18 protein-coding genes and 2 tRNA genes are annotated in these 22,121 nt (G+C 46.5%); 18 read left to right on the top strand and 2 right to left on the bottom strand.

Annotated features, from left to right (window positions below):
* Positions 1-127: 127 nt before the first annotated feature.
* Positions 128-934 (top strand): M48 family metallopeptidase, encoded by an 807-nt coding sequence (locus tag LSG34_RS20265; protein ID WP_233011149.1) that lies wholly within the window; start codon positions 128-130, stop codon positions 932-934.
* A gap of 236 nt (positions 935-1,170) precedes the next feature.
* Here LSG34_RS20265 and LSG34_RS20260 read toward each other — a convergent pair whose 3' ends face one another.
* Positions 1,171-2,490 carry a Na+/H+ antiporter NhaC family protein gene (locus tag LSG34_RS20260; RefSeq protein WP_233011148.1) on the bottom strand — a complete coding sequence of 440 codons (1,320 nt, stop codon included), beginning with the start codon at positions 2,488-2,490 and terminating at the stop codon, positions 1,171-1,173.
* A gap of 286 nt (positions 2,491-2,776) precedes the next feature.
* On the opposite strand from LSG34_RS20260, the gene LSG34_RS20255 reads away from it, so the two are divergent.
* The 6 genes from LSG34_RS20255 to LSG34_RS20230 all read left to right on the top strand — a co-directional run bounded on the left by LSG34_RS20255 (position 2,777) and on the right by LSG34_RS20230 (position 10,370).
* On the top strand, positions 2,777-3,931 hold the full coding sequence (locus LSG34_RS20255) for an iron-containing alcohol dehydrogenase (protein ID WP_233011147.1): 1,155 nt from the start codon (positions 2,777-2,779) through the stop codon (positions 3,929-3,931).
* Between the two features lie 86 nt (positions 3,932-4,017).
* Positions 4,018-4,827, top strand: coding sequence for a 4-hydroxy-tetrahydrodipicolinate reductase (gene dapB / locus LSG34_RS20250; protein WP_233011146.1), 810 nt, complete (start codon positions 4,018-4,020; stop codon positions 4,825-4,827).
* Positions 4,828-5,023: 196 nt separating this feature from the next.
* On the top strand, positions 5,024-6,154 hold the full coding sequence (gene carA, locus LSG34_RS20245; protein WP_233011145.1) for a glutamine-hydrolyzing carbamoyl-phosphate synthase small subunit: 1,131 nt from the start codon (positions 5,024-5,026) through the stop codon (positions 6,152-6,154).
* Positions 6,155-6,185: 31 nt separating this feature from the next.
* A complete protein-coding gene (gene carB, locus LSG34_RS20240) occupies positions 6,186-9,407 on the top strand; it encodes a carbamoyl-phosphate synthase large subunit (protein WP_233011144.1) in 3,222 nt (1,073 codons plus the stop codon).
* Complete coding sequence (gene greA / locus LSG34_RS20235) at positions 9,404-9,880, top strand: transcription elongation factor GreA (protein WP_233011143.1); 477 nt, start codon at positions 9,404-9,406, stop codon at positions 9,878-9,880. The genes carB and greA overlap by 4 nt, the downstream gene beginning before the upstream one ends.
* 79 nt (positions 9,881-9,959) lie before the next feature.
* Complete coding sequence (locus LSG34_RS20230) at positions 9,960-10,370, top strand: hypothetical protein (RefSeq protein ID WP_233011142.1); 411 nt, start codon at positions 9,960-9,962, stop codon at positions 10,368-10,370.
* On the opposite strand, the gene yhbY is transcribed toward LSG34_RS20230, so the two are convergent.
* Positions 10,367-10,663 carry a ribosome assembly RNA-binding protein YhbY gene (gene yhbY / locus LSG34_RS20225; protein WP_008900389.1) on the bottom strand — a complete coding sequence of 99 codons (297 nt, stop codon included), beginning with the start codon at positions 10,661-10,663 and terminating at the stop codon, positions 10,367-10,369. The two genes, LSG34_RS20230 and yhbY, sit on opposite strands and share 4 nt — an antisense overlap.
* 84 nt (positions 10,664-10,747) lie before the next feature.
* On the opposite strand from yhbY, the gene rlmE reads away from it, so the two are divergent.
* From rlmE to infB, 11 genes are all read left to right on the top strand, one after another.
* Positions 10,748-11,377 (top strand): 23S rRNA (uridine(2552)-2'-O)-methyltransferase RlmE, encoded by a 630-nt coding sequence (gene rlmE, locus LSG34_RS20220; RefSeq protein WP_233011141.1) that lies wholly within the window; start codon positions 10,748-10,750, stop codon positions 11,375-11,377.
* An 81-nt stretch (positions 11,378-11,458) separates the two neighbouring features.
* Positions 11,459-13,369: an ATP-dependent zinc metalloprotease FtsH gene (ftsH, locus tag LSG34_RS20215; RefSeq protein ID WP_233011140.1), complete on the top strand. Its 1,911-nt coding sequence runs from the start codon at positions 11,459-11,461 to the stop codon at positions 13,367-13,369.
* 73 nt (positions 13,370-13,442) lie between these two features.
* Positions 13,443-14,285, top strand: coding sequence for a dihydropteroate synthase (gene folP, locus LSG34_RS20210; protein WP_233011139.1), 843 nt, complete (start codon positions 13,443-13,445; stop codon positions 14,283-14,285).
* Positions 14,278-15,612, top strand: coding sequence for a phosphoglucosamine mutase (glmM, locus tag LSG34_RS20205; RefSeq protein WP_233011138.1), 1,335 nt, complete (start codon positions 14,278-14,280; stop codon positions 15,610-15,612). The genes folP and glmM overlap by 8 nt, the downstream gene beginning before the upstream one ends.
* 83 nt (positions 15,613-15,695) lie before the next feature.
* Complete coding sequence (gene tpiA, locus LSG34_RS20200) at positions 15,696-16,442, top strand: triose-phosphate isomerase (RefSeq protein ID WP_233011137.1); 747 nt, start codon at positions 15,696-15,698, stop codon at positions 16,440-16,442.
* Positions 16,442-16,780, top strand: a complete 339-nt coding sequence (gene secG / locus LSG34_RS20195) for a preprotein translocase subunit SecG (RefSeq protein WP_233011136.1) — start codon at positions 16,442-16,444, stop codon at positions 16,778-16,780. Before tpiA ends, secG begins: the two co-directional genes overlap by 1 nt.
* A 19-nt stretch (positions 16,781-16,799) precedes the next feature.
* Positions 16,800-16,884, top strand: a tRNA-Leu gene (locus LSG34_RS20190).
* 208 nt (positions 16,885-17,092) lie between these two features.
* Positions 17,093-17,169: transfer RNA gene (locus tag LSG34_RS20185), tRNA-Met, on the top strand.
* A 259-nt stretch (positions 17,170-17,428) separates the two neighbouring features.
* Complete coding sequence (gene rimP, locus LSG34_RS20180; protein WP_233011135.1) at positions 17,429-17,884, top strand: ribosome maturation factor RimP; 456 nt, start codon at positions 17,429-17,431, stop codon at positions 17,882-17,884.
* Between the two features lie 28 nt (positions 17,885-17,912).
* Complete coding sequence (gene nusA, locus LSG34_RS20175) at positions 17,913-19,409, top strand: transcription termination factor NusA (RefSeq protein WP_233011134.1); 1,497 nt, start codon at positions 17,913-17,915, stop codon at positions 19,407-19,409.
* Positions 19,410-19,435: 26 nt separating this feature from the next.
* Entirely contained in the window at positions 19,436-22,117 is a 2,682-nt protein-coding gene (gene infB, locus LSG34_RS20170) for a translation initiation factor IF-2 (protein ID WP_233011133.1), read from the top strand.
* Positions 22,118-22,121: the final 4 nt, after the last annotated feature.

Here is a 22,121-nt window from a genome sequence, read left to right as displayed (position 1 = left end):
AAACAATCTGAACGAAAACCACCTGCGGGTGGTTTTCTTTTTTCAGATGCCGCACAATAACTGAACTTATTTGAGCTTTGATAGTTCTATTAGCTGCCGTTTTAAGTACGAAAAGAAGGATCATTTAATGCGTACTAAGTTAGTGTTTCCATTGTTAATCGCCAGTGTATTGATTGCCAGCTGTACTCAGTCGCCAACAGGCCGTCGCCAACTGATGTTATTTGATGATAAAAAACTCAGTGCTATGGGTATTCAGACTTTTGAGGGGATGAAGGCAGAAACCCCGATCAGTAAAAACAAAAAAGTGAATCAGTATGTACAGTGTGTGGCAAATAACCTGCTCAAACATACCGATGCTAAATGGCAACAAACCCCATGGGAAATTGTAGTTTTTGAAGATGATCAGGTGAATGCTTTTGCTTTACCTGGTGGCAAAATGGGCGTGTATACCGGACTTTTGTTAGTGGCAGATAATCAGTCACAACTGGCGGCTGTCATAGGTCATGAAATTGCCCACGTCATGGCAGGACACAGTAACGAGCGTTTATCCAGTGATCAGTTTATATCTACTGCTCTTACCGTAGCTGATGGTGCTTTGGCTGTCGCAGGTTCGCCTTATCAGGAGCAAATGAAAACGGCCTTTGGTTTGGGGGCTCAGGTCGGTATCGCTTTGCCGTTTAGCAGGGCGCACGAAACTGAAGCAGATATTATGGGACTGGAGCTGATGGCTCGCTCAGGTTTTGTGCCTACTGAATCTGTGAAGTTGTGGCAGAACATGGCGGCTAAAGGTAGTGGCTCAACGCCTCAGCTGTTATCCAGCCACCCGGTGCCGGACAACAGAATAAAAGAGCTGAATAAACATATGGCTGTGGCTGAAAGTTATTATCAGCAGCGCCGCAGTCAAGGCGCTTTGCCGAATTGTAATAAAGCTTAAAATTTAAATAACAGGGCCAGCTGAATGCTGGCCTTGTAAATGCCTGTCCAGACTATCGTTGCTGCGCTCCGATGTTAAAAATCGTTCCGGTCGATTTTTTACATTTTGCTGTCCTGCAAAATGCCTGTCCAGGCCATCGTCGCTGCGCTCCGATGTTAAAAATCGTTCCGGTCGATTTTTTACATTTTGCTGTCCTGCAAAATGCCTGTCCAGGCCATCGTCGCTGCGCTCCGATGTTAAAAATCGTTCCGGTCGATTTTTTCAAGAAGAATACGTGCTGTGGCAAAAACTGCGAGGATCAGGCAGTAGTAACTGTGTGTTACTACATCCCATGGAGATATTCCAAAACTGGCACCTAATAACAAAGCCTGAGCGCCATAAGGCACTAAGCCTTGTGCAATACAAGCAAACACATCCAATAAGCTGGCGCTGCGTTTAGGCGTGATTTGGTGGTGCTGAGCAATATCTTTACTGACATCGCCTGTGACAACTATGGCTACAGTGTTATTGGCAATACAAAGATTACTGACAAAAGCCAGAGCGGCAATAGCCAGTTGCTGAGCTTTATTACCTGCCAGTTTTAACTTTAAAGCCAAAGCTGTGACATGGCTGGATAAATACTGCAGGCCACCTTGTTGTTTGACAAACTCACCTAAAGCTCCCACCAGCATCGACAGCAGGAAAATCTCCTGCATAGAGCCAAAACCTTTGTAAATATCTTTACCCAGGTTCGCCAGCTGATAATCGGTAACTAAAGCGCCTTGTAATGCTGCGAGTACGATGCCCAACAGCAAAACAGCAAATACATTCATACCTGCCACAGCAAGTATCAGAATAGCCGCATAAGGTAAAACACCAGTCCAGCTAAAATCTTTGACTGTCACTTCGGTCTGGCTTTGCGCTAAAAAAGCAAACAAAGCTAAAGTCACCAGCGCAGCTGGCAGAGCAATTTTCAGGTTCTCTCTGAATTTATCTTTCATCTCCGCACCCTGAGTACGGGTGGACGCTATGGTGGTATCAGAAATAATCGACAGGTTATCGCCAAAAATCGCGCCGCTTAACAGAACTCCTGCGACTAAAGCCGGCTCTAATTGTGCCTGTGTGCTTAAACCTACAGCTATAGGGGCTAAAGCACCAATGGTGCCCATGGAGGTACCCATAGCAGTAGCCACTATGGCAGAGATCACAAATAAGCCGGGCAATAAAAACTGCGCTGGAACTATCGACAAACCCGCATTGACCACAGCATCGACACCACCAGTGGCTTGAGCTACAGTGGCAAAAGCTCCTGCTAACAGGTAAATAATACACATGGTAATAATATTGCTATTGCCAGCACCTCTAACTAAGACGTCAATAGATTCAGTCAGCGGCGCTTTGTACAGCCAAATCGCCAACACCAAAGCCGGGATAATAGCGACAGGTCCTGGCAACTGATAAAAGGCATAATCAACGCCCTGGGATTGCAGATACAAGCCAGTGCCTAAAAACAGAGCGACAAACAGCAACAACGGCAGCAAGGACAAACGGGCTTGCTGTTTTTGCGATAACGTCATGAGTTTTCCTCTAAACCTGTAAGGTTTTAAAATTTTCCGGAATATAGAGACGTCCAGAAGTCCTGTCAAATATTAAAGCTGACTAAGCTATAGCCAAACTAATAAAAATGATTGCTTCAGATCGCAAGTTTCATAACAAACAAGGCGCCTCAATTGCTTAAAATCAGCCTAACTGAATTCAGGCATTTTGCCTATGACAGAAGAAAAAACCAAAAGCAGCTTGAACTTAAAGCGGTTCAGGCCCATATAAACCACTGAATTTTTTGTTTTACACACCGGAGATCTTATGTTTAATTTTTCTTACCATAATCCAACCCGTATTGTGTTTGGTGATGGCCAAATTAGTCAGTTGAGCAAGTTGGTCCCTAAGGAAAGCAGAGTATTGCTGACCTATGGCGGTGGTTCTATTAAACAAAACGGTGTGTATCAGCAGGTGATTGATGCATTAAAAGGCCATCAGGTGCTGGAGTTTTCTGGTATCGAACCCAACCCAAGCTATGAAACCTTGAGTAAAGCTGTTGCTTTGGTAAAAGCAGAAAAAATCGATTTTATTCTGGCTGTCGGTGGTGGTTCAGTGGTAGACGGCAGTAAATACATAGCAGCTGCTGCACTATTGGAGCAGGACGGCTGGGCAATTTTAGAGAATAAGGTACGTATTAAAGCGGCATTACCTTTAGGTTGTGTGCTGACTTTGCCTGCGACCGGTACTGAAAGTAATGCGAACGCTGTTATTACCCGTCAAAGCACGCAGCAAAAGCTGGCCTTTTCGCACCCATCTGTCTATCCGCAGTTCGCTGTTCTTGATCCAAAAGTCACTTACAGCTTACCAGCTAAACAAATTTCTAACGGTGTAGTGGATGCTTTTGTCCATGTGATGGAACAATACCTGACCTATCCGGTCAACGCCGCAGTGCAAGACAGATTTGCTGAATCGTTATTACAGGTGTTGATTGAAGAGGGGCCAAAAGCCCTGAACGAACCTGAAAACTACGATATAAGAGCCAATGTAATGTGGGCTGCCACTATGGCATTGAATGGTCTGATTGGTGTAGGTGTGCCGCAAGATTGGGCCACGCATGGTTTAGGTCATCAGCTCACCGCCTTGTATGGCTTAGACCATGCTCAAACTTTGGCCATTGTGCTGCCAGCTTTAATGCAGCAACAACGAGCCACCAAACGTGACAAGTTATTGCAGTACGCCAGCAGGGTCTGGGGATTACAGCAGCAAGACCCTGAACGTCAGATTGATGAAGCCATACATCATACCCGGGCCTTTTTTGAGCAAATGGGCGTACCAACCCGTTTAACCGCTTATGGTTTGCCTGCTTCTTCTGTGGATGAGCTGATGACCAAAGTAATGGCTCAAGGTATGGATAAGCTGGGGGAGCATGGTGATATCAACTACAGTGCCAGTCGGGCTATTTTTACTGCAGCAGTTTAATAGAGGGGGCAGTTTGGGGTTGCATATCCATCCGGACTGCCGTTTAATAGCGCCCGTATTACAGTAGCCAAACACAGGAACAACAGATGAGTACAGTAGGTATTTTAGGTGCCAACGGCCGTATGGGCAGGGCTTTAGTCAGTGTAGCTAAAGAGCACCAATTGCCAATCACTGCTGCTACTGTGCGGGCCGGTTCAGCTTTAACAGGTATGGATGCAGGTGAACTGGCAGGTTGTGGCAAATTGAATCTGCCTTTTATTGAAACCTCTGTAGCTGCTTTAGATTCAGCCGACATCTGGATTGATTTCACTATGCCAGAAGCCATGCTGCAGCATTTGGAATTGGCGGTGCAGGCTAAAAAAGCATTGGTAATTGGTGTGACTGGCCTCACAGATAGCCAATACGCAGCAGTGCAACAGGCCGCTAAATATATTCCCATCGTCTGGGCACCCAATATGAGTGTAGGCGTGAACTTATTACTGCATCTGGTAGAAACTGCAGCTAAGGTGATGGGGCGGACGGCTGACATTGAAATTATTGAAGCGCACCACAGATTTAAAAAAGATTCACCTTCTGGCACTGCTATGGCGATAGGTCATCAGATTGCTAAAGCTTTGGATCGTAATCTCTCCGATGTGGCTGTTTATGGCCGTGAAGGCATGACCGGCGAGCGTGATCAAAAGACCATTGGTTTTGCGACGGTCAGAGGTGGTGACATTATTGGTGACCATACCGCACTCTTTGCTGACCTCGGTGAGCGTCTGGAAATTACCCATAAAGCTTCCAGTCGCAGTACTTTTGCTCAAGGCGCGTGGCGTGCAGCGCTTTGGTTGCAAAATAAACAGCCAGGACTTTATTCTATGCAACAAGTGCTGGGTTTGGCCGACTTAGCTTAACTTTTTGAGCAATATGTTATAAAAATGCGATCAAAGCGTCATTTTTATAAAATATCAAAAAAGAGTTAGACCAAATAGCTCAAATCGCCTAGAATAGTCAGGTTTGCCTAAGCAAACGTGGATACAAAAATTCTGGGTCAAAACGGGTGGTGAACAACAATGTTTTTCCCCCGTTTTCTGCTGTTTGGAGGTTATTTTGACTAAGTCCGCCCTGCTCGTACTGGAAGACGGCACCGTATTTCGCGGTACAGCCATTGGCGCTGAAGGTATTTCTGTTGGAGAGGTGGTATTTAATACCTCGATGACCGGGTATCAGGAAATCCTCACGGATCCTTCCTATGCTGAACAAATCGTCACTCTGACATATCCTCATATTGGAAATACCGGCACAAACGATGAAGATGAGGAATCCGATAAAATCTGGGCCAAGGGCCTGATTATCCGTGACCTTCCTTTGTTAGCCAGTAATTTCCGTAATCAAGCCTCTCTTAGTCACTATCTTAGCTCCCGTAATATTTTAGGCATCGCCGATATAGATACCCGTAAGCTGACCCGTATTTTGCGTGAAAAAGGCGCACAAAATGGCTGCTTAATGGCTGGTGATAACTTAGACGAAAACAAAGCTTTAGAACTGGCTCGTGCTTTCCCTGGTTTGTCCGGTATGGACTTAGCCAAAGAAGTTTCAGTGAAAGAGTCGTATCAATGGACAGAAGGCAGCTGGACTTTAGGTCAGGGCTTTGCCAAACCAGATAATTCAGCCTTTCATGTAGTTGCCTACGATTTTGGCGTGAAACGTAATATTTTACGCATGTTGGCCGACCGCGGTTGTCGTTTAACTGTAGTTCCGGCTCAAACTTCTGCTGAAGAAGTATTAGCACTGAACCCTGACGGTATTTTCTTATCCAATGGTCCTGGTGATCCGGCTCCTTGCGATTACGCCATTAAAGCCATCGAAACTTTCCTGACCACTGATATTCCTGTGTTTGGTATTTGTTTAGGCCACCAGTTACTGGCGTTAGCCAGCGGTGCTAAAACGATCAAAATGACAGTGGGTCACCATGGTGGTAACCATCCGGTGAAAAATCTGGATACAAACAAGGTGCTCATCACAGCACAGAACCACGGTTTTGCTGTGGAAGAAGCCACGTTACCTGCCAATTTACGTGCGACTCACAAGTCGTTGTTTGATGGTACTTTGCAGGGTATTCACCGCACCGACAAACCAGCGTTCAGCTTCCAGGGCCACCCTGAAGCCAGTCCTGGTCCACACGAAGCCAGTGAATTGTTTGACCACTTTATCGAATTGATGCAACAGCGTCAGGCTTAATTGGTAAGAATCAGAGAGACAGAGAATAGCTATGCCAAAACGTACCGATCTTAAAAGTATTCTTATCCTCGGCGCCGGTCCTATTGTGATTGGTCAGGCTTGTGAGTTCGATTATTCAGGTGCTCAAGCCTGTAAAGCATTAAAAGAAGAGGGTTACCGCGTCATTCTGGTGAACTCTAACCCAGCCACTATCATGACAGACCCGGAAATGGCCGATGCGACCTACATCGAACCTATTCACTGGCAAGTGGTGGAGAAAATCATTGAAAAAGAACGTCCATGTGCGGTGTTACCTACTATGGGCGGTCAGACCGCATTAAACTGTGCGCTGGATTTAGAGCGTCATGGTGTGCTGGCAAAATACAATGTCGAAATGATTGGCGCGACAGCGGATGCCATCGACAAAGCAGAAGACCGTGGCCGTTTCGATAAAGCCATGCGCTCTATCGGCCTGTCTTGCCCACGTGCTGGTTTTGCTCATTCTATGGAAGAAGCGTACGGCGTATTGGAAACTATTGGTTTCCCTTGCATTATCCGTCCATCTTTCACTATGGGTGGTTCAGGTGGCGGTATTGCTTACAACCGTGAAGAATTTGAAGAAATCTGTACCCGTGGTCTGGATTTATCGCCAACTAAAGAGTTGCTGATTGATGAATCGCTGATCGGTTGGAAAGAATACGAGATGGAAGTGGTTCGTGATAAAAACGACAACTGCATCATAGTGTGTTCTATCGAAAACTTCGACCCTATGGGTGTGCACACAGGTGACTCGATCACTGTAGCACCTGCTCAGACCTTAACGGATAAAGAGTACCAAATCATGCGTAACGCCTCTTTGGCTGTACTGCGTGAAATTGGTGTGGAAACCGGTGGTTCAAACGTACAGTTTGGTATCAATCCGGTTGATGGCCGTATGGTCATCATCGAGATGAACCCACGTGTTTCACGCTCTTCAGCTTTGGCCTCTAAAGCAACAGGTTTCCCAATTGCTAAAGTGGCGGCCAAGCTGGCTTGTGGTTATACGCTGGACGAACTGGCAAACGATATCACAGGCGGTAAAACACCTGCTTCGTTTGAGCCAAGCATCGACTACGTTGTGACTAAAGTGCCACGTTTTAACTTCGAAAAGTTTGCTGGTGCAAATGACCGCTTAACCACTCAGATGAAGTCTGTCGGTGAAGTAATGGCGATTGGCCGTAACCAGCAAGAGTCGTTGCAAAAAGCCTTACGTGGTCTGGAAATTGGTGTTTGTGGTTTAGACCCAATCATTGATATCCATGCACCTGAAGCCAAAGAAAAAATCATCCGTGAACTGCGTGAACCAGGTTCACACCGTATTTGGTACATAGCAGATGCTTTCCGTATGGGCATGAGCATGGATGAAATCTATGCGCTGACCAAAATCGATCACTGGTTCCTGATTCAGATTGAAGATTTGCTGAAAGAAGAAGCGGCAGTGCAAGCTGCGGGTTTCGCAGGTTTAGATGAAAAGCGCTTAAAAGTATTAAAACGTAAAGGTTTTGCCGACAAACGTATGGCTGACTTATTAGGCGTTGCTGAAAGTGAAGTGCGTAAAAAGCGTCACAGCTTTGGCCTGCATCCAGTGTACAAACGTGTGGATACCTGTGCTGCTGAATTTTCATCAAACACGGCTTATATGTACAGCACCTACGATGAAGAATGTGAAGCTGCACCAACTAATCGTGACAAGATCATGATTATTGGTGGTGGTCCAAACCGCATCGGTCAGGGTATTGAGTTTGACTACTGCTGTGTACACGCGGCTCTGGCCTTACGTGAAGATGGTTACGAGACTATTATGGTCAACTGTAACCCTGAAACCGTATCAACAGACTACGACACTTCAGATCGTCTGTACTTTGAATCTATTACATTGGAAGACGTACTGGAAATCGTGCTGAAAGAACAGCCAAAAGGCGTTATTGTTCAGTACGGTGGTCAGACCCCATTAAAATTAGCCCGTGCATTAGAAGCGAACGGAGTGCCAATTATTGGTACTTCACCAGATGCCATTGACCGCGCTGAAGACCGTGAACGTTTCCAGCAGGCGGTAGAGCGTTTAGGTTTAAAACAACCACAAAACGCCACAGTGACCAGCCTGGAAGAAGCCATTGCCAAAGCCCCTAGCATTGGTTATCCAATGGTAGTACGTCCATCTTATGTATTAGGTGGCCGTGCTATGGAAATCGTCTATGACGATATCGACTTACGTCGCTACATGACCGAAGCGGTCAGCGTGTCGAACGATTCTCCGGTACTGTTGGATCGTTTCCTTGATGACGCCATCGAAGTGGATATCGACGCCATCTGTGACGGTAAAGAAGTCATCATCGGCGGCATTATGGAACACATTGAACAAGCCGGTGTGCATTCAGGCGACTCAGCCTGTTCTTTACCTCCACACAGCTTATCTGTTGATGTACAGGACAGAATGCGTGAGCAGGTGAAAAAGCTGGCGCTGGAGCTGGGTGTGGTCGGTTTAATGAACACTCAGTTTGCGGTCAAAGATAACGAAATTTATCTGATTGAAGTGAACCCTCGTGCAGCCCGTACTGTGCCTTTTGTATCAAAAGCTACAGGTATGGCCGTGGCTAAAGTGGGTGCCCGTTGTATGGCTGGCCAGTCTTTAGCATCCCAGGGTATTACGAAAGAAATCATTCCGCCTTATTTCTCTGTGAAAGAAGTGGTGATTCCGTTTAACAAATTCCCAGGTGTGGATCCAATCCTAGGCCCTGAAATGCGCTCAACAGGCGAAGTGATGGGTGTGGGTGATACCTTCGCTGAAGCTTTTGCCAAAGCAGAGTTAGGTGCTGGCACTGTGATCCCAACAGGTGGTCGTGCTTTACTTTCAGTGCGTGACAGCGATAAAGTGCGCGTTGTTGAATTAGCCAGAACTATGGTTGAGTTGGGTTTCGAGCTGGATGCCACTGGTGGTACTGCCAAAGCTTTAGAAGCAGCGGGCATTGAATGCCGTACTGTCAGCAAAGTATTTGAAGGCCGCCCGCATATTCTGGACCGGATCAAAAACGGTGAATACAGCTATATTGTTAACACTACTGAAGGTCGTCAGGCGATTGAAGACTCTAAAGTGTTACGACGTGGCGCGCTGCAACATAAAGCCAACTACACCACAACTTTAAATGCAGCTTTTGCAACCTGTAAAGCCAACGCAGCCAATGCCTTCGCGACAGTTGCATCAGTGCAGGAACTACATAAGAGAGTATACGGATGAGTCAGATCCCTATGACGGTTGAAGGGGCTCAGCGCTTGCGTGATGAACTGCAAGAGCTGAAAACTGTGAAACGTCCGGCTATCGTTACAGCTATTGCTGAAGCGCGTGCCCATGGTGATTTAAAAGAGAATGCGGAATACCACGCAGCCCGTGAACAACAGGGTTTTTGTGAAGGCCGCATTCAGGATATCGAAGCTAAGTTATCTAACGCACAGATCATCGATATCACTAAAATGCCTAATAACGGCAAAGTGATTTTTGGTGCCACTGTAACCATCCTGAACCTGGATACGGAAGAGGAAGTAACCTACCGTATTGTTGGTGATGATGAAGCGGATATTAAAAACTTCAGGATTTCGGTGAATTCACCTATAGCCCGCGGTTTAATTGGTAAAACAGAAGAAGACGTGGTCACCATCAATACCCCAGCCGGCATGGTGGAGTTTGAGATCACCCAGGTGCAGTATTTATAAACTGGACCAGTGCTAAAAAGGCGGCTTAGGCCGCCTTTTTACTCTAAATCATTCAGAGCACAGGTAGCGGAGCACAGATATGCAAAGAGGTCAGACAAAAGCTTATCAGCTTCAACTGATGGACCGGGTGCTTTGGGTTCAGGTTTTTGGTGTGTCTAGCTTACTGGGTACACAAGAGTACATCCGGGATTTCCGCGCTTTGGTGACTCCAATAGTGGCGCAACCTTGGGCTGTGGTATTGGATATCAGACAGTGGCAAGCCAGTCCGGCCCAGTCGTTGGATTTGCTAAAACAGAACTCTGTTTGGGCTTTTGCACACAATTTGCATCATGTGGAATTGTTGTTACCTGCAGATGAAATGCTCACCTGGCAGTATTTAAAAGCGACTGAAGTGGAGAAACCAGCGTATTTGACCAAACATATTGCAGGGGATGAAGAGTCGGCCCGCTTGTATTTGCAGGCCGCAGGTTACTTAAAAGGCGCTGATTAGCCTTTTGGAATATGTAACTTTTTCTCTTTGGCAGCGCGGTAGATCACCAGAATATGGCCAATCACCTGCACTTTTTGTGCTTTGGCTTCGCGCACTATAGCGTCCATGATAGCGACTTTTTCTTCGCGATCTATGCTTGGAACTTTAACTTTGATCAGTTCATGGTGCTCTAACGCCAAATCAATTTCGGCCATTACACCTTCAGTTAATCCGTTGCCACCCAGCAGAATGGTTGGCTTTAACTCGTGTGCTTTGGCTTTTAAAAACTGTTTTTGTTTATTACTAAGGTTCATATGTGTAGATTTTCCGTGTTGGAAAGCTTGAAATTACACTATTGTACCGCCATCTTGCTATGAAGACTATTTAAGAGTACTCAGATGACAAAGAAAAAACGTTCCGCCAGCTCGTCTCGCTGGTTACAGGAACACGTAAGCGACCCTTTTGTGCAAAAAGCGCAAAAATTAGGGCTAAGATCCCGGGCTGCATTTAAGCTGGATGAAATTCAGGATAAAGATAAACTGATCAAAACCGGCATGACGGTCGTAGATCTAGGGTCAGCACCAGGCAGTTGGTCGGCACGTGCTGCGGAATTAGTAGGTCAGGCAGGTTGTGTAGTGGCTTGTGATATTCTGCCGATGGACCCTTTAGCAGGTGTGGCCTTTTTACAGGGTGACTTTCGCGAAGAAGCAGTATTAAACGCCTTGTTAGAGCGTATCGGTGGTCGTAATGTGGATGTGGTATTGTCCGATATGGCGCCTAATATGAGTGGTAACAGCACAGTGGATCAGTCCAGAAGTATGTATCTGGTCGAGCTGGCGCTGGAAATGTGTAACAACGTATTGAAGAAAAATGGCAGTTTTGTTGTCAAAGTATTTCATGGTGAAGGCTTCGAACCCTTTGTACAGCAGGTTCGCAGTGTATTCACTACGGTACGGATCCGTAAACCAGATTCGTCCCGGGCGCGATCCAGTGAGACATATATCGTAGCGACAGGCTTTAAAGTCTAGTAAAGTAGCGGTAGGTTCATTTTATCGTAACCTTGTTTTCGTAATTATTTTCGTAACTGAGAGGTTCTCACCTTGAGTGACATGGCAAAAAATCTCATCGTATGGCTGGTTATCGCCGTTGTATTGATGTCGGTATTTAATAGTTTTGGTCCTGCTGACAAAACAGAGAAGCAAATGAGTTATACCCAGTTCCTGAAAGAAGCCAATCAGGGCCAGATCCGCGAGGTGAAGGAACAGAGTGGCGTCATTACTGGTGTAAAACGTTCAGGCGACCGTTTTGAAACAGTGATCCCAACTGGCTACGATCCAAAGCTGATTGATGACATGTACAAAAATGACATCACCTTCTCTGGTACTGCACCTGAGAGTCCAAGCATGCTGGGTCAGATTTTTATCTCCTGGTTCCCAATGCTGCTGCTCATCGGTGTCTGGATTTTCTTTATGCGCCAGATGCAAGGCGGCGGTGGCAAAGGCGCTATGTCCTTTGGTAAGAGCCGTGCCCGCTTAATGGGTGAAGATCAAATCAAAACTACTTTTGCTGATGTTGCAGGTTGTGACGAAGCAAAAGAAGAAGTGACTGAGCTGGTGGATTATTTAAAAGACCCATCACGTTTCCAGAAACTTGGCGGTAAGATTCCAAAAGGTATTTTAATGGTCGGCCCACCAGGTACAGGTAAAACCCTGTTAGCCAAGGCGATTGCCGGTGAAGCTAAAGTGCCGTTTTTTGCCATCTCTGGTTCTGACTTCGTTGAAATGTTTGTTGGTGTCGGTGCCAGCCGTGTGCGTGATATGTTCGAGCAAGCGAAAAAAGCTGCTCCTTGCATCATCTTTATCGACGAAATTGACGCCGTAGGCCGTCAGCGTGGTGCAGGTTTAGGTGGTGGTCATGATGAACGTGAACAAACCTTAAACCAGATGCTGGTAGAAATGGATGGTTTTGATGGTAACGAAGGGATCATCATTATCGCCGCAACCAACAGACCAGACGTATTAGATGCTGCTTTATTAAGACCAGGCCGTTTCGACCGTCAGGTGGTGGTAGGTTTACCTGATGTACGTGGTCGTGAACAAATTCTTAAAGTGCATATGCGTAAAGTGCCGCTAGGTGACGATGTCAAAGCAAGCGTCATTGCTCGTGGTACTCCAGGATTCTCTGGTGCCGACTTAGCAAACCTGGTAAACGAAGCTGCATTGTTTGCTGCCCGTGGTAACAACCGTGTGGTTGGCATGGAAGAGTTTGAAAAAGCCAAAGATAAAATCATGATGGGTGCAGAGCGCCGTTCTATGGTGATGTCGGAAGCTGAAAAAGAGATGACTGCTTATCATGAAGCAGGACACGCTATTGTTGGTTGTCTGGTGCCAGAGCATGACCCTGTGCACAAAGTGACTATTATTCCTCGTGGTCGTGCTTTAGGTGTCACTTTCTTCTTACCAGAAGCCGATGCGATCAGTATCAGTCGTCGTAAACTGGAAAGTAAAATTTCAGTAGCTTACGGTGGCCGTTTGGCTGAAGAATTGATCTACGGGACTGACTCTGTATCAACAGGTGCTTCACAGGACATCAAATACGCCACTTCTATTGCGCGTAACATGGTGACTCAATGGGGCTTCTCGGACAAATTAGGTCCGCTTTTGTATGCCGAAGAAGAAGGCGAAGTATTCCTGGGCCGCAGTATGGGCAAAGCGAAGAATATGTCTGATGAAACGGCCAGTATTATCGATTCTGAGATCAAAGCCATTATCGACCGTAACTACAACAGAGCAAAAACCCTGATTGAAGAAAACATGGATATTTTGCATGCGATGAAAGAAGCGCTGATGTTGTATGAAACTATTGATTCCAGACAAATTGATGATCTGATGAATCGTCGCGCAGTTCGTCAGCCAGAAAACTGGGAACCAAAAGACAAAAACAAAGGCTCCAACAGTGATGATACTAAGCCTGTTGATGCTGTAAGTCCGTCAGAGCCATCCACAGAAAATCCTCTGTAAGTTGTAAGTTCTGACCAACAAAGCCCCGGGAATTCCCGGGGTTTTGCTATGAGCAGGATGAAGGAGCTTTATTATGTTGTTGCAATTGCCCCGTAATCGTCAGCTAGACCTGTCTCGCCCCAAGGTGATGGGCATTTTAAATATCACGCCTGATTCATTTTCTGATGGTGGCCGCTTTATTGGCAAAAACGCTGCTTTGGCAGAAGCCAGGGCCATGCTTGCTGCTGGTGCTGCTATTTTAGATATTGGTGGCGAGTCGACCCGACCAGGTGCAGAAGAAGTTTCAGTACAGCAAGAGCTCGACAGAGTCTTGCCCGTGATTGAAGCCATCCGCTCTGAACTGGATTGCATTATTTCTATCGATAGCTGCAAAGCACAAGTGATGAAAGAAGCTGTGGCTGCTGGTGCTGATATCATTAATGATATTAAAGCGTTGCTAGATCCGGGTGCGGTTGAAGTGGCTGCAGCTGCGCAAGTGCCTGTGTGTTTAATGCATATGCAAGGACAACCCAGAACCATGCAACACTCGCCTCTGTATCAGGATGTGGCAAAAGAGGTTTATGACTTTTTGCAGCAAAGAGCGGAAGTTTGTATCGCCGCAGGCATCCCAAAAAGCCAGATTATTCTCGATCCTGGCTTTGGTTTTGGTAAAAGTCTGCAGCATAACTATCAGCTGTTAAGTCAGCTTTCAGACTTGCTGGGCTTAAATTACCCTTTGTTGGTAGGAATGTCGCGTAAATCTATGATTGGTCAGTTATTACAAGTTCCGCCCGAGGAACGTTTGGCAGGCAGTTTGGCCTGTGCCACAATAGCTGTTATGAAAGGTGCCCGCATTATTCGCGTGCATGATGTTAAAGAAACTGTACAAGCCGTGGCTATAACTTGTGCCACCTTATTTGGAGTAGAGCATGTCTAGGAAGTATTTTGGCACTGATGGTGTGCGTGGCAAAGTGGGTGAGTTTCCAATTACGCCTGAATTTGCGATGAAGTTAGGTTGGGCCGCTGGTCGGGTGTTATCACAGCGTGGTACCAAAAAAGTATTGATTGGCAAAGACACCCGTATTTCGGGTTATTTATTAGAAACTGCATTGGAAGCTGGTTTAGTGGCTGCTGGCGTCGATGTGCGTTTATTAGGACCAATGCCAACTCCCGCAGTGTCTTACCTGACCCGTACTTTCCGTGCTGAAGCCGGTATTGTCATTAGCGCATCGCACAATCCTTATTATGATAACGGTATTAAGTTTTTCTCAGCCGACGGCACTAAGTTACCGGACGATGTGGAGCTTGCCATCGAAGAAGCGATGGAACAGCCTATGGTTTGTGAATCATCGGAGCGTTTAGGTAAAGCTATGCGTATTGATGATGCTGCCGGTCGTTATATCGAGTTTTGTAAAAGCCATATGCCAAACCATTTATCCTTAAGTGGTTTAAAAGTCGTGCTGGATTGTGCTCACGGAGCCACCTACCACATAGCTCCTAATGTATTCCGGGAGTTGGGCGCTGATGTTCAGGCTATTGGTATTAATCCGAATGGTTTAAATATTAATGATCACTGTGGTGCAACCCATACTGACTTGCTGCAAAAAACTGTAGTTGAAACTGGTGCTGACTTAGGTATTGCCTACGACGGCGATGGCGACCGTGTGATGATGGTGGATCATACAGGCCGCGTGATTGATGGCGACGAAATTGTTTATATCATTGCCCGCAACGCACAAAAGCTGAATAAGCTGCAGGGCGGAGTCGTGGGTACTCTGATGAGCAATATGGGTTTAGAACTGGCCCTGGCCGAGTTAAATATTCCTTTTGCCCGCTCTAATGTTGGTGACCGTTATGTGGTTGAAATGCTGGCGCAGAAAAACTGGCGTATTGGCGGCGAAAACTCAGGTCACGTACTGAACCTGGATCATGCTGGAACAGGTGACGGTATTATTGCCTCCATTCAGGTATTAACTGCCATGCTGGAAGCGAAGTTGTCGCTGGCTGATTTGGCGCAGGGCATGACCAAAATGCCGCAAGTGCTGGTGAACGTGAAATTTGAAAAAGGTACAGCGCCTTTAGATAATTTGCACGTCAAGAAAGTCATACAGCAAGTTGAGCAGGATTTAAACGGCCAGGGTCGTGTTTTGATCAGAAAATCTGGTACTGAACCATTAATTCGTGTAATGGTAGAAGGAAGGATACAAGACGAAGTACAACAATATGCGCAAAAAATAGCCGATGCGGTGAAGATCGCCAGCTAAAAACTGCTAATTTAGCCATCAAGTCTTGTCTGGACGGGTGAGGTTAGTTACTATCTCGCCCGTTTTAATTCAGAGGCAATAACATGAGACAACGTAAGCCGTTAGTGGTCGCTAACTGGAAAATGAATGGCAATTCTGATCTGGTTCAACAGATGTCAGAAGCCTTGTCTGTGTTAAACCAACCTCTGCCTGATATTTTGATCTGCCCTCCGGTAATTTTTCTATCCCACTTTCCAAAACATGCCAATTATAAGTTGGGTGCTCAGAATATGAGCGAACAGCTGGTGGGGGCCTTTACCGGCGAAATCTCTGCGGATATGCTACGTGCCGCTGGTGCTTCTTATGTCATTATTGGCCACTCAGAACGCCGCGCTTTGTATGCTGAGCAGGATGCTGTGATCAGTCAGAAAGTTAAAGTGGCTGTTGATGCAGGTTTAACTCCAATACTTTGTGTCGGTGAAACTTTGCAGCAAAGAGAAGAAGAAAAAACTTTGCAGGTTCTTGCACGGCAATTAGATGCGGTGTATGCTGCGCAGCCTCATTTACTGGCGCATTCTGTGGTAAGTTACGAACCGATTTGGGCCATAGGCACGGGTCAGACAGCAACACCGCAGCAAGCTCAGCAAGTGCATCAGTTTATACGCCAACATTTGGCGCAGTATGATGCGCAGGCGGCAGATGTGTTAAGAATTATTTATGGTGGCAGTGTCACTGCTGCTAATTGTGAAGCCCTGTTTGCAGAGGCGGACATAGACGGTGCCCTTATTGGTGGCGCCAGTTTGAAAGTGGCAGATTTTTCTGCGATTTGCACAATGGCAAAGGATTCATAATGTACGAATTGTTTATTGTATTGTATCTGTTAGTCGCATTAGCCCTGATCGTTTTGGTATTAATCCAGCACGGTAAAGGTGCTGACATGGGCGCTTCCTTTGGTGCTGGCGGTTCAGCCACTATTTTTGGCTCATCAGGTACAGGTAACTTCTTAACTCGTACTACGACAGTACTGGCAACTTTGTTTTTCGCTTTGAGTCTGTTACTGGGTAACCTGAGTACAGACCGTGTGAAAGCTGTAGACGAATGGCAGGATTTATCTGTGCCAGTCGAAACTAAAGCAGCTGACGCAGTAGAAGAGAAAAAGCCAGCATCAGATATTCCTGTAGGAAACTGATTGCACCTCTGATTTTTTAGCCGAGATGGTGAAATTGGTATACACGCTACCTTGAGGTGGTAGTGCCTTCGGGCGTGCGGGTTCAAGTCCCGCTCTCGGCACCAATATACAAAGCACGGCAAGCTCACAAATATATCCAGGCTGATTGGAGTGGCGGCACGGCGACAAGCGATAGAGAACCAATGAGCATAGTTAAGCTATGCGATTGGGTCGAAAGAGCACAGTCAACAAAGCAGCAACTTCAAGCACGAAGGATAGAAACTAAGCTTGCGATAGTCAGACCAGGACTATATAATGTGCGTCGCTTACGGACGCGGGATGGAGCAGCCTGGTAGCTCGTCGGGCTCATAACCCGAAGGTCGTCGGTTCAAATCCGGCTCCCGCAACCAATTTTTTACTGATCAATTAAACTTATTAAGTTTCATTAAACAGCAAAATTGTAACCGTAAGATGCTTTTGTTAAGCATAAGCTATGCCCAGGTCAAGCAGTTCACTGTGAAGCCTACAGAATTCAGGACTTTGATTGGCGATATCAGAGTCCAGTCAGCTCTAAAGTCGCCCCGAAATTTCGGGGCGTTTTTATATCTGGCGACAAGGTTTTACTACTATTCTGGGCTCTATGCCCTTTTTTTATTTCTGGAGGTCTCTTTGACTAAACAAGAACAGCAGTTAACTGAGCTGTTAACGCCAACAGTAGAAGCCGCAGGCTTTGAACTGGTCGGCATAGAGTTAGTTCGTGCTGGACGTCACTCTATTCTGCGGGTTTATATTGACCATCAGGATGGCATTACTGTGGACCACTGTGCCACTGTAAGCCGTGAAGTGAGTGCGTTACTTGATGTTGAAGACCCTATCCCGAATGAATATTACCTTGAAGTGTCCTCTCCTGGTTTAGACCGCCCACTTTTTACTCCTGCTCATTTCGCCAAAGTTGTTGGCCAGATCATTGAAGTAAAATTGGCTATTCCTCAGGAAGGACGCCGCAAATTTAAAGGCCTGCTGACGCAAATCGAAGACGATATGTTAGTAGTGGAAGTGGATGGCAAACTCTACCGTTTGCTGATGGATAACGTAGATAAAGCGAACGTAGTGCCTGTGTTCTGATACACGGGTCGAAGCGAGGCAAAATAATATGGCTAAAGAAATTTTATTAGTAGTAGACGCGGTCTCGAACGAAAAGTCAGTTCCGCGCGAGAAAATTTTCCAGGCGTTAGAGTACGCGTTAGCGGCCGCCACTAAAAAGAAAAACGAAGGCGACATCGAAGTCCGTGTGACCATAGATCGTAAAACTGGCTCTTATGAAACTTTCCGTCGTTGGATGGTTATTCCGGATGATCAGGTACAAGAACATCCGTACCGCGAAATCACCTTGTCTGCTGCTCAATACGACGAACCTCACTTACAAGTGGGTGATTATGTTGAAGAGCAAATCGACTCTATTACTTTTGACCGTATCACCACCCAAATGGCGAAACAGGTCATAGTACAAAAAGTACGTGAAGCAGAACGTTCACAAGTGGTTGAAGCTTATGTGGATCAGGTCGGTGAGTTAGTCACTGGCGTGGTGAAAAAAGTAAACCGCGACAGCATCATTGTCGACTTAGGTAACAATGCAGAAGCCATGTTAGCTAAAGAAGAAATGTTGCCACGTGAGACTTTCCGTCCAGGCGATCGTATCCGTACTTTGTTGTTTGAAGTAAAGCCAGAAGCCCGTGGTGCTCAGCTGTTTTTAAGCCGTACCCGTCCTGAAATGCTGATCGAATTGTTCCGTATCGAAGTGCCGGAAATCGGCGAAGAGATGATTGAAATCCGTGGCGCTGCGCGCGATCCGGGTTCACGCGCTAAAATTGCAGTGAAAACCAACGACCGCCGTATCGACCCTGTAGGTGCTTGCGTAGGTATGCGTGGTTCACGTGTACAAGCCGTATCCAGCGAATTAACGGGCGAACGTGTTGATATCGTTTTATACGATGACAACCCGGCTCAGTTTGTGATCAACGCTATGTCACCAGCAGAAGTCGCTTCTATCATCGTTGATGAAGATAAGCACTCTATGGACATCGCAGTTGAAGACAGCAACCTGGCTATGGCCATTGGTCGCGCAGGTCAGAACGTGCGTTTAGCCAGCCAGTTAACCGGCTGGGAATTAAACGTGATGACGGTTTCTGCCATGAAAACCAAACACCAGGAAGAAAATGCCAAGGTGTTGGAATTGTTTATGACTGCACTGGAAATCGACGAAGATTTTGCCGGTGTGTTAGTAGACGAAGGTTTTTCTACCTTAGAAGAAATCGCCTATGTGCCGGTCAGCGAACTGTTGTCTGTTGATGGTTTAGACGAAGATACAGTAGAAGAGTTACGTAAACGTGCTAAAGCCGTGTTAACCACACGTGCTCTGGCCAGCGAAGAATCACTGGAAGGCTCAGCGCCTAGTGAAGCATTAGTTAATCTGCCAGGTGTTGGTACCCACACAGCTTATGTGTTGGCCAGCAAAGGCATCATCACTCTTGATGATCTGGCAGAGCTTGGGGTAGATGATTTGATTGAAATCGAAAAAATGACTGAAGAAAAAGCGGCAGAGCTGATTATGGCTGCCCGTAATATTGTTTGGTTCAGTGAAGACAAATAAGTGGGTCAACGGAGGTAAAAACTGACATGGCAGATGTAACCATAGAAAAACTGGCCAGTGACGTCAATACGACTGTTGATCGTATAATCCAACAGTTTGCGGATGCAGGCATAACAAAACAAGTCGGCCAAATGGTCAATGAAGAAGAGAAAAAAACTCTTCTGGATCACTTAAGCCGTGCCCACGGCGGTCAGTCCGCTGAACCGTCCAAACTGACGTTAGTTCGTAAAGAAAAAACCACCCTGAGTGTGGCCGGTGGCGCTGGTCGCAACCGTGAGATTCAGGTTGAAGTGCGCAAGCAAAAGACTTTTGTTAAACGTCCTTCTGGCGAAGAAGCTGCAAAGCTGGCTGAAGAAGAACGTATTGCCGCAGAACAAGCAGCAGAAGCTGCAAAACGTGAACATGAGCGTTTAGCTGCAGAGCAAAAAGTAAAAGAAGAAGCCAATCGTAAAGCGAAAGAAGAAGCTGATCGTAAAGCGGCTGAACAGAAAAAACGTGACGAAGCAAAACACGCTCAGTTAATGAAAGATGATCCGGAAGAAGCGGCTCGTCGTGCTGCGAAAGAAGAAGCTAAGGCTGAAGCTGAGCGCATCAAAGCACAACAGGAAGCTGAGCAGTTACGTAAGCTGGAAGCCGAAGCTTTGCAACAAGCTGAAGCTGCACGTCGTTTAGCTGAAGAAAATGCTGAACGTTGGGCTAAAGAAGAGACAAAACCAGCAGCAGAAGACGCTGATTATCACTTAACCAGCAACGTCTATGCTAAAGCTGCTGAAGACGAAGTGGACGCCCGTGAAGAACGTGGTGGCCGTCGTACGACGAAAAAAGCTCCTGCTGGCAAAGCTAAGAAAAAAGATGACGCTGATGATAAAGATGCGTTTAACCGCGCTAATCGTCACAAGAAAAAGAAAACGCCTGTCAGCATGCAGCATGGTTTTAACAAACCAGCTCAGCCGGTAGAACGTGAAGTAAAAATTGGCGAAACTATCACAGTGGCTGAATTAGCTTCTAAGATGGCCGTTAAAGCTTCTGAAGTGATCAAGGTCATGATGAAAATGGGTGCTATGGCAACCATTAATCAGGTCATTGATCAGGAAACTGCAGCTATCGTTTGTGAAGAGATGGGCCACAAGTTCACTCTGACCAAAGAAAACGAGCTGGAAGAAGCTGTAATGTCTGACCGTCAGGGTGAAGGCGAGTTAGAGCCTCGTGCTCCGGTTGTTACCGTTATGGGTCACGTTGACCATGGTAAAACCTCTACGCTGGATTATATCCGTAAAGCAAAAGTAGCAGCTGGCGAAGCCGGTGGTATTACTCAGCATATCGGTGCTTACCATGTAGAAACAGAACGCGGTATGGTGACTTTCCTTGATACTCCAGGTCACGCTGCTTTTACTTCAATGCGTGCCCGTGGTGCTAAAGCCACAGATATCGTTATTCTGGTGGTTGCAGCAGACGATGGCGTCATGCCACAAACCAAAGAAGCTATTCAGCATGCTAAAGCTGCTGGTGTGCCTCTGGTTGTTGCTGTCAACAAGATGGATAAACCGGATGCAGATCCGGATCGTGTTCGTAACGAATTATCTCAGTTTGGTGTTATTTCTGAAGAGTGGGGCGGTGATACTCAGTTCGTGCCTATCTCTGCAAAAACCGGTATGGGTATCGACGACCTGCTGGAAGCCATCCTGAACCAGGCTGAACTGCTTGAATTAAAAGCAGTAAGAAAAGGTCTGGCCCGTGGTGTGGTGATTGAATCACGTCTGGATAAAGGTCGTGGTCCTGTTGCTTCCATCCTGGTACAGGAAGGTACACTGCAACAAGGCGAAATCGTGCTTTGTGGTTTCGAATACGGCCGTGTTCGTGCAATGCGCGATGAAAACGGTAAAGAAATCAAAGTTGCTGGCCCATCTATTCCGGTTGAGATCTTAGGTCTGTCCGGTGTGCCTCAGGCTGGTGATGAAGTGACTGTAGTGAAAGACGAGCGTAAAGCCCGTGAAGTTGCTTTGTACCGTCAAGGTAAATTCCGTGACGTCAAGCTGGCCCGTCAGCAGAAATCTAAGCTGGAGAACATGTTTGCGAACCTGTCCGAAGGCGATGTGTCAGAACTGAACATAGTTCTGAAAGCAGACGTACAAGGTTCTGTGGAAGCGATCAGTGAATCACTGAGCCGACTGTCGACTGATGAAGTGAAAATCAAAATCATCGGTAGTGGCGTGGGTGGTATTACTGAAACTGACGCGACGCTTGCAGCTGCATCTTCAGCTATCGTTATCGGTTTCAACGTGCGTGCCGAAGGTACAGCCCGTAAGATCATCGAAGACGAGAATCTGGACTTACGTTACTACAGCATCATTTATGAGCTGTTAGATGAAGTACGTGCAGCGATGACTGGTATGTTAGCGCCTGAGTTTAAACAGCAGATCATTGGTCTGGCTCAGGTTCGTGCCGTGTTCCGCTCGCCGAAGTTTGGTGCTATCGCAGGTTGTATGGTGACCGAAGGTGTTATTAAACGTAACGCGCCAATTCGTGTACTGCGTGACAACGTAGTAATTTTCGAAGGTGAACTGGAGTCCTTGCGTCGTGTTAAAGACGACGTATCCGAAGTACGCAACGGCTTCGAGTGTGGTATCGGCGTGAAGAACTACAACGACGTGCGTGAAGGCGACCAGATTGAAGTGTTCGAAGTCGTTCAAGTAGAACGTACTTTATAAGCAC

It is taken from the genome of Rheinheimera faecalis (assembly GCF_021290965.1).
In the GTDB taxonomy this organism is placed as follows: domain Bacteria; phylum Pseudomonadota; class Gammaproteobacteria; order Enterobacterales; family Alteromonadaceae; genus Pararheinheimera; species Pararheinheimera faecalis.
Note: the sequence above shows the minus strand (reverse complement) of the source record. Positions and strands in the feature narration are given on the sequence as shown.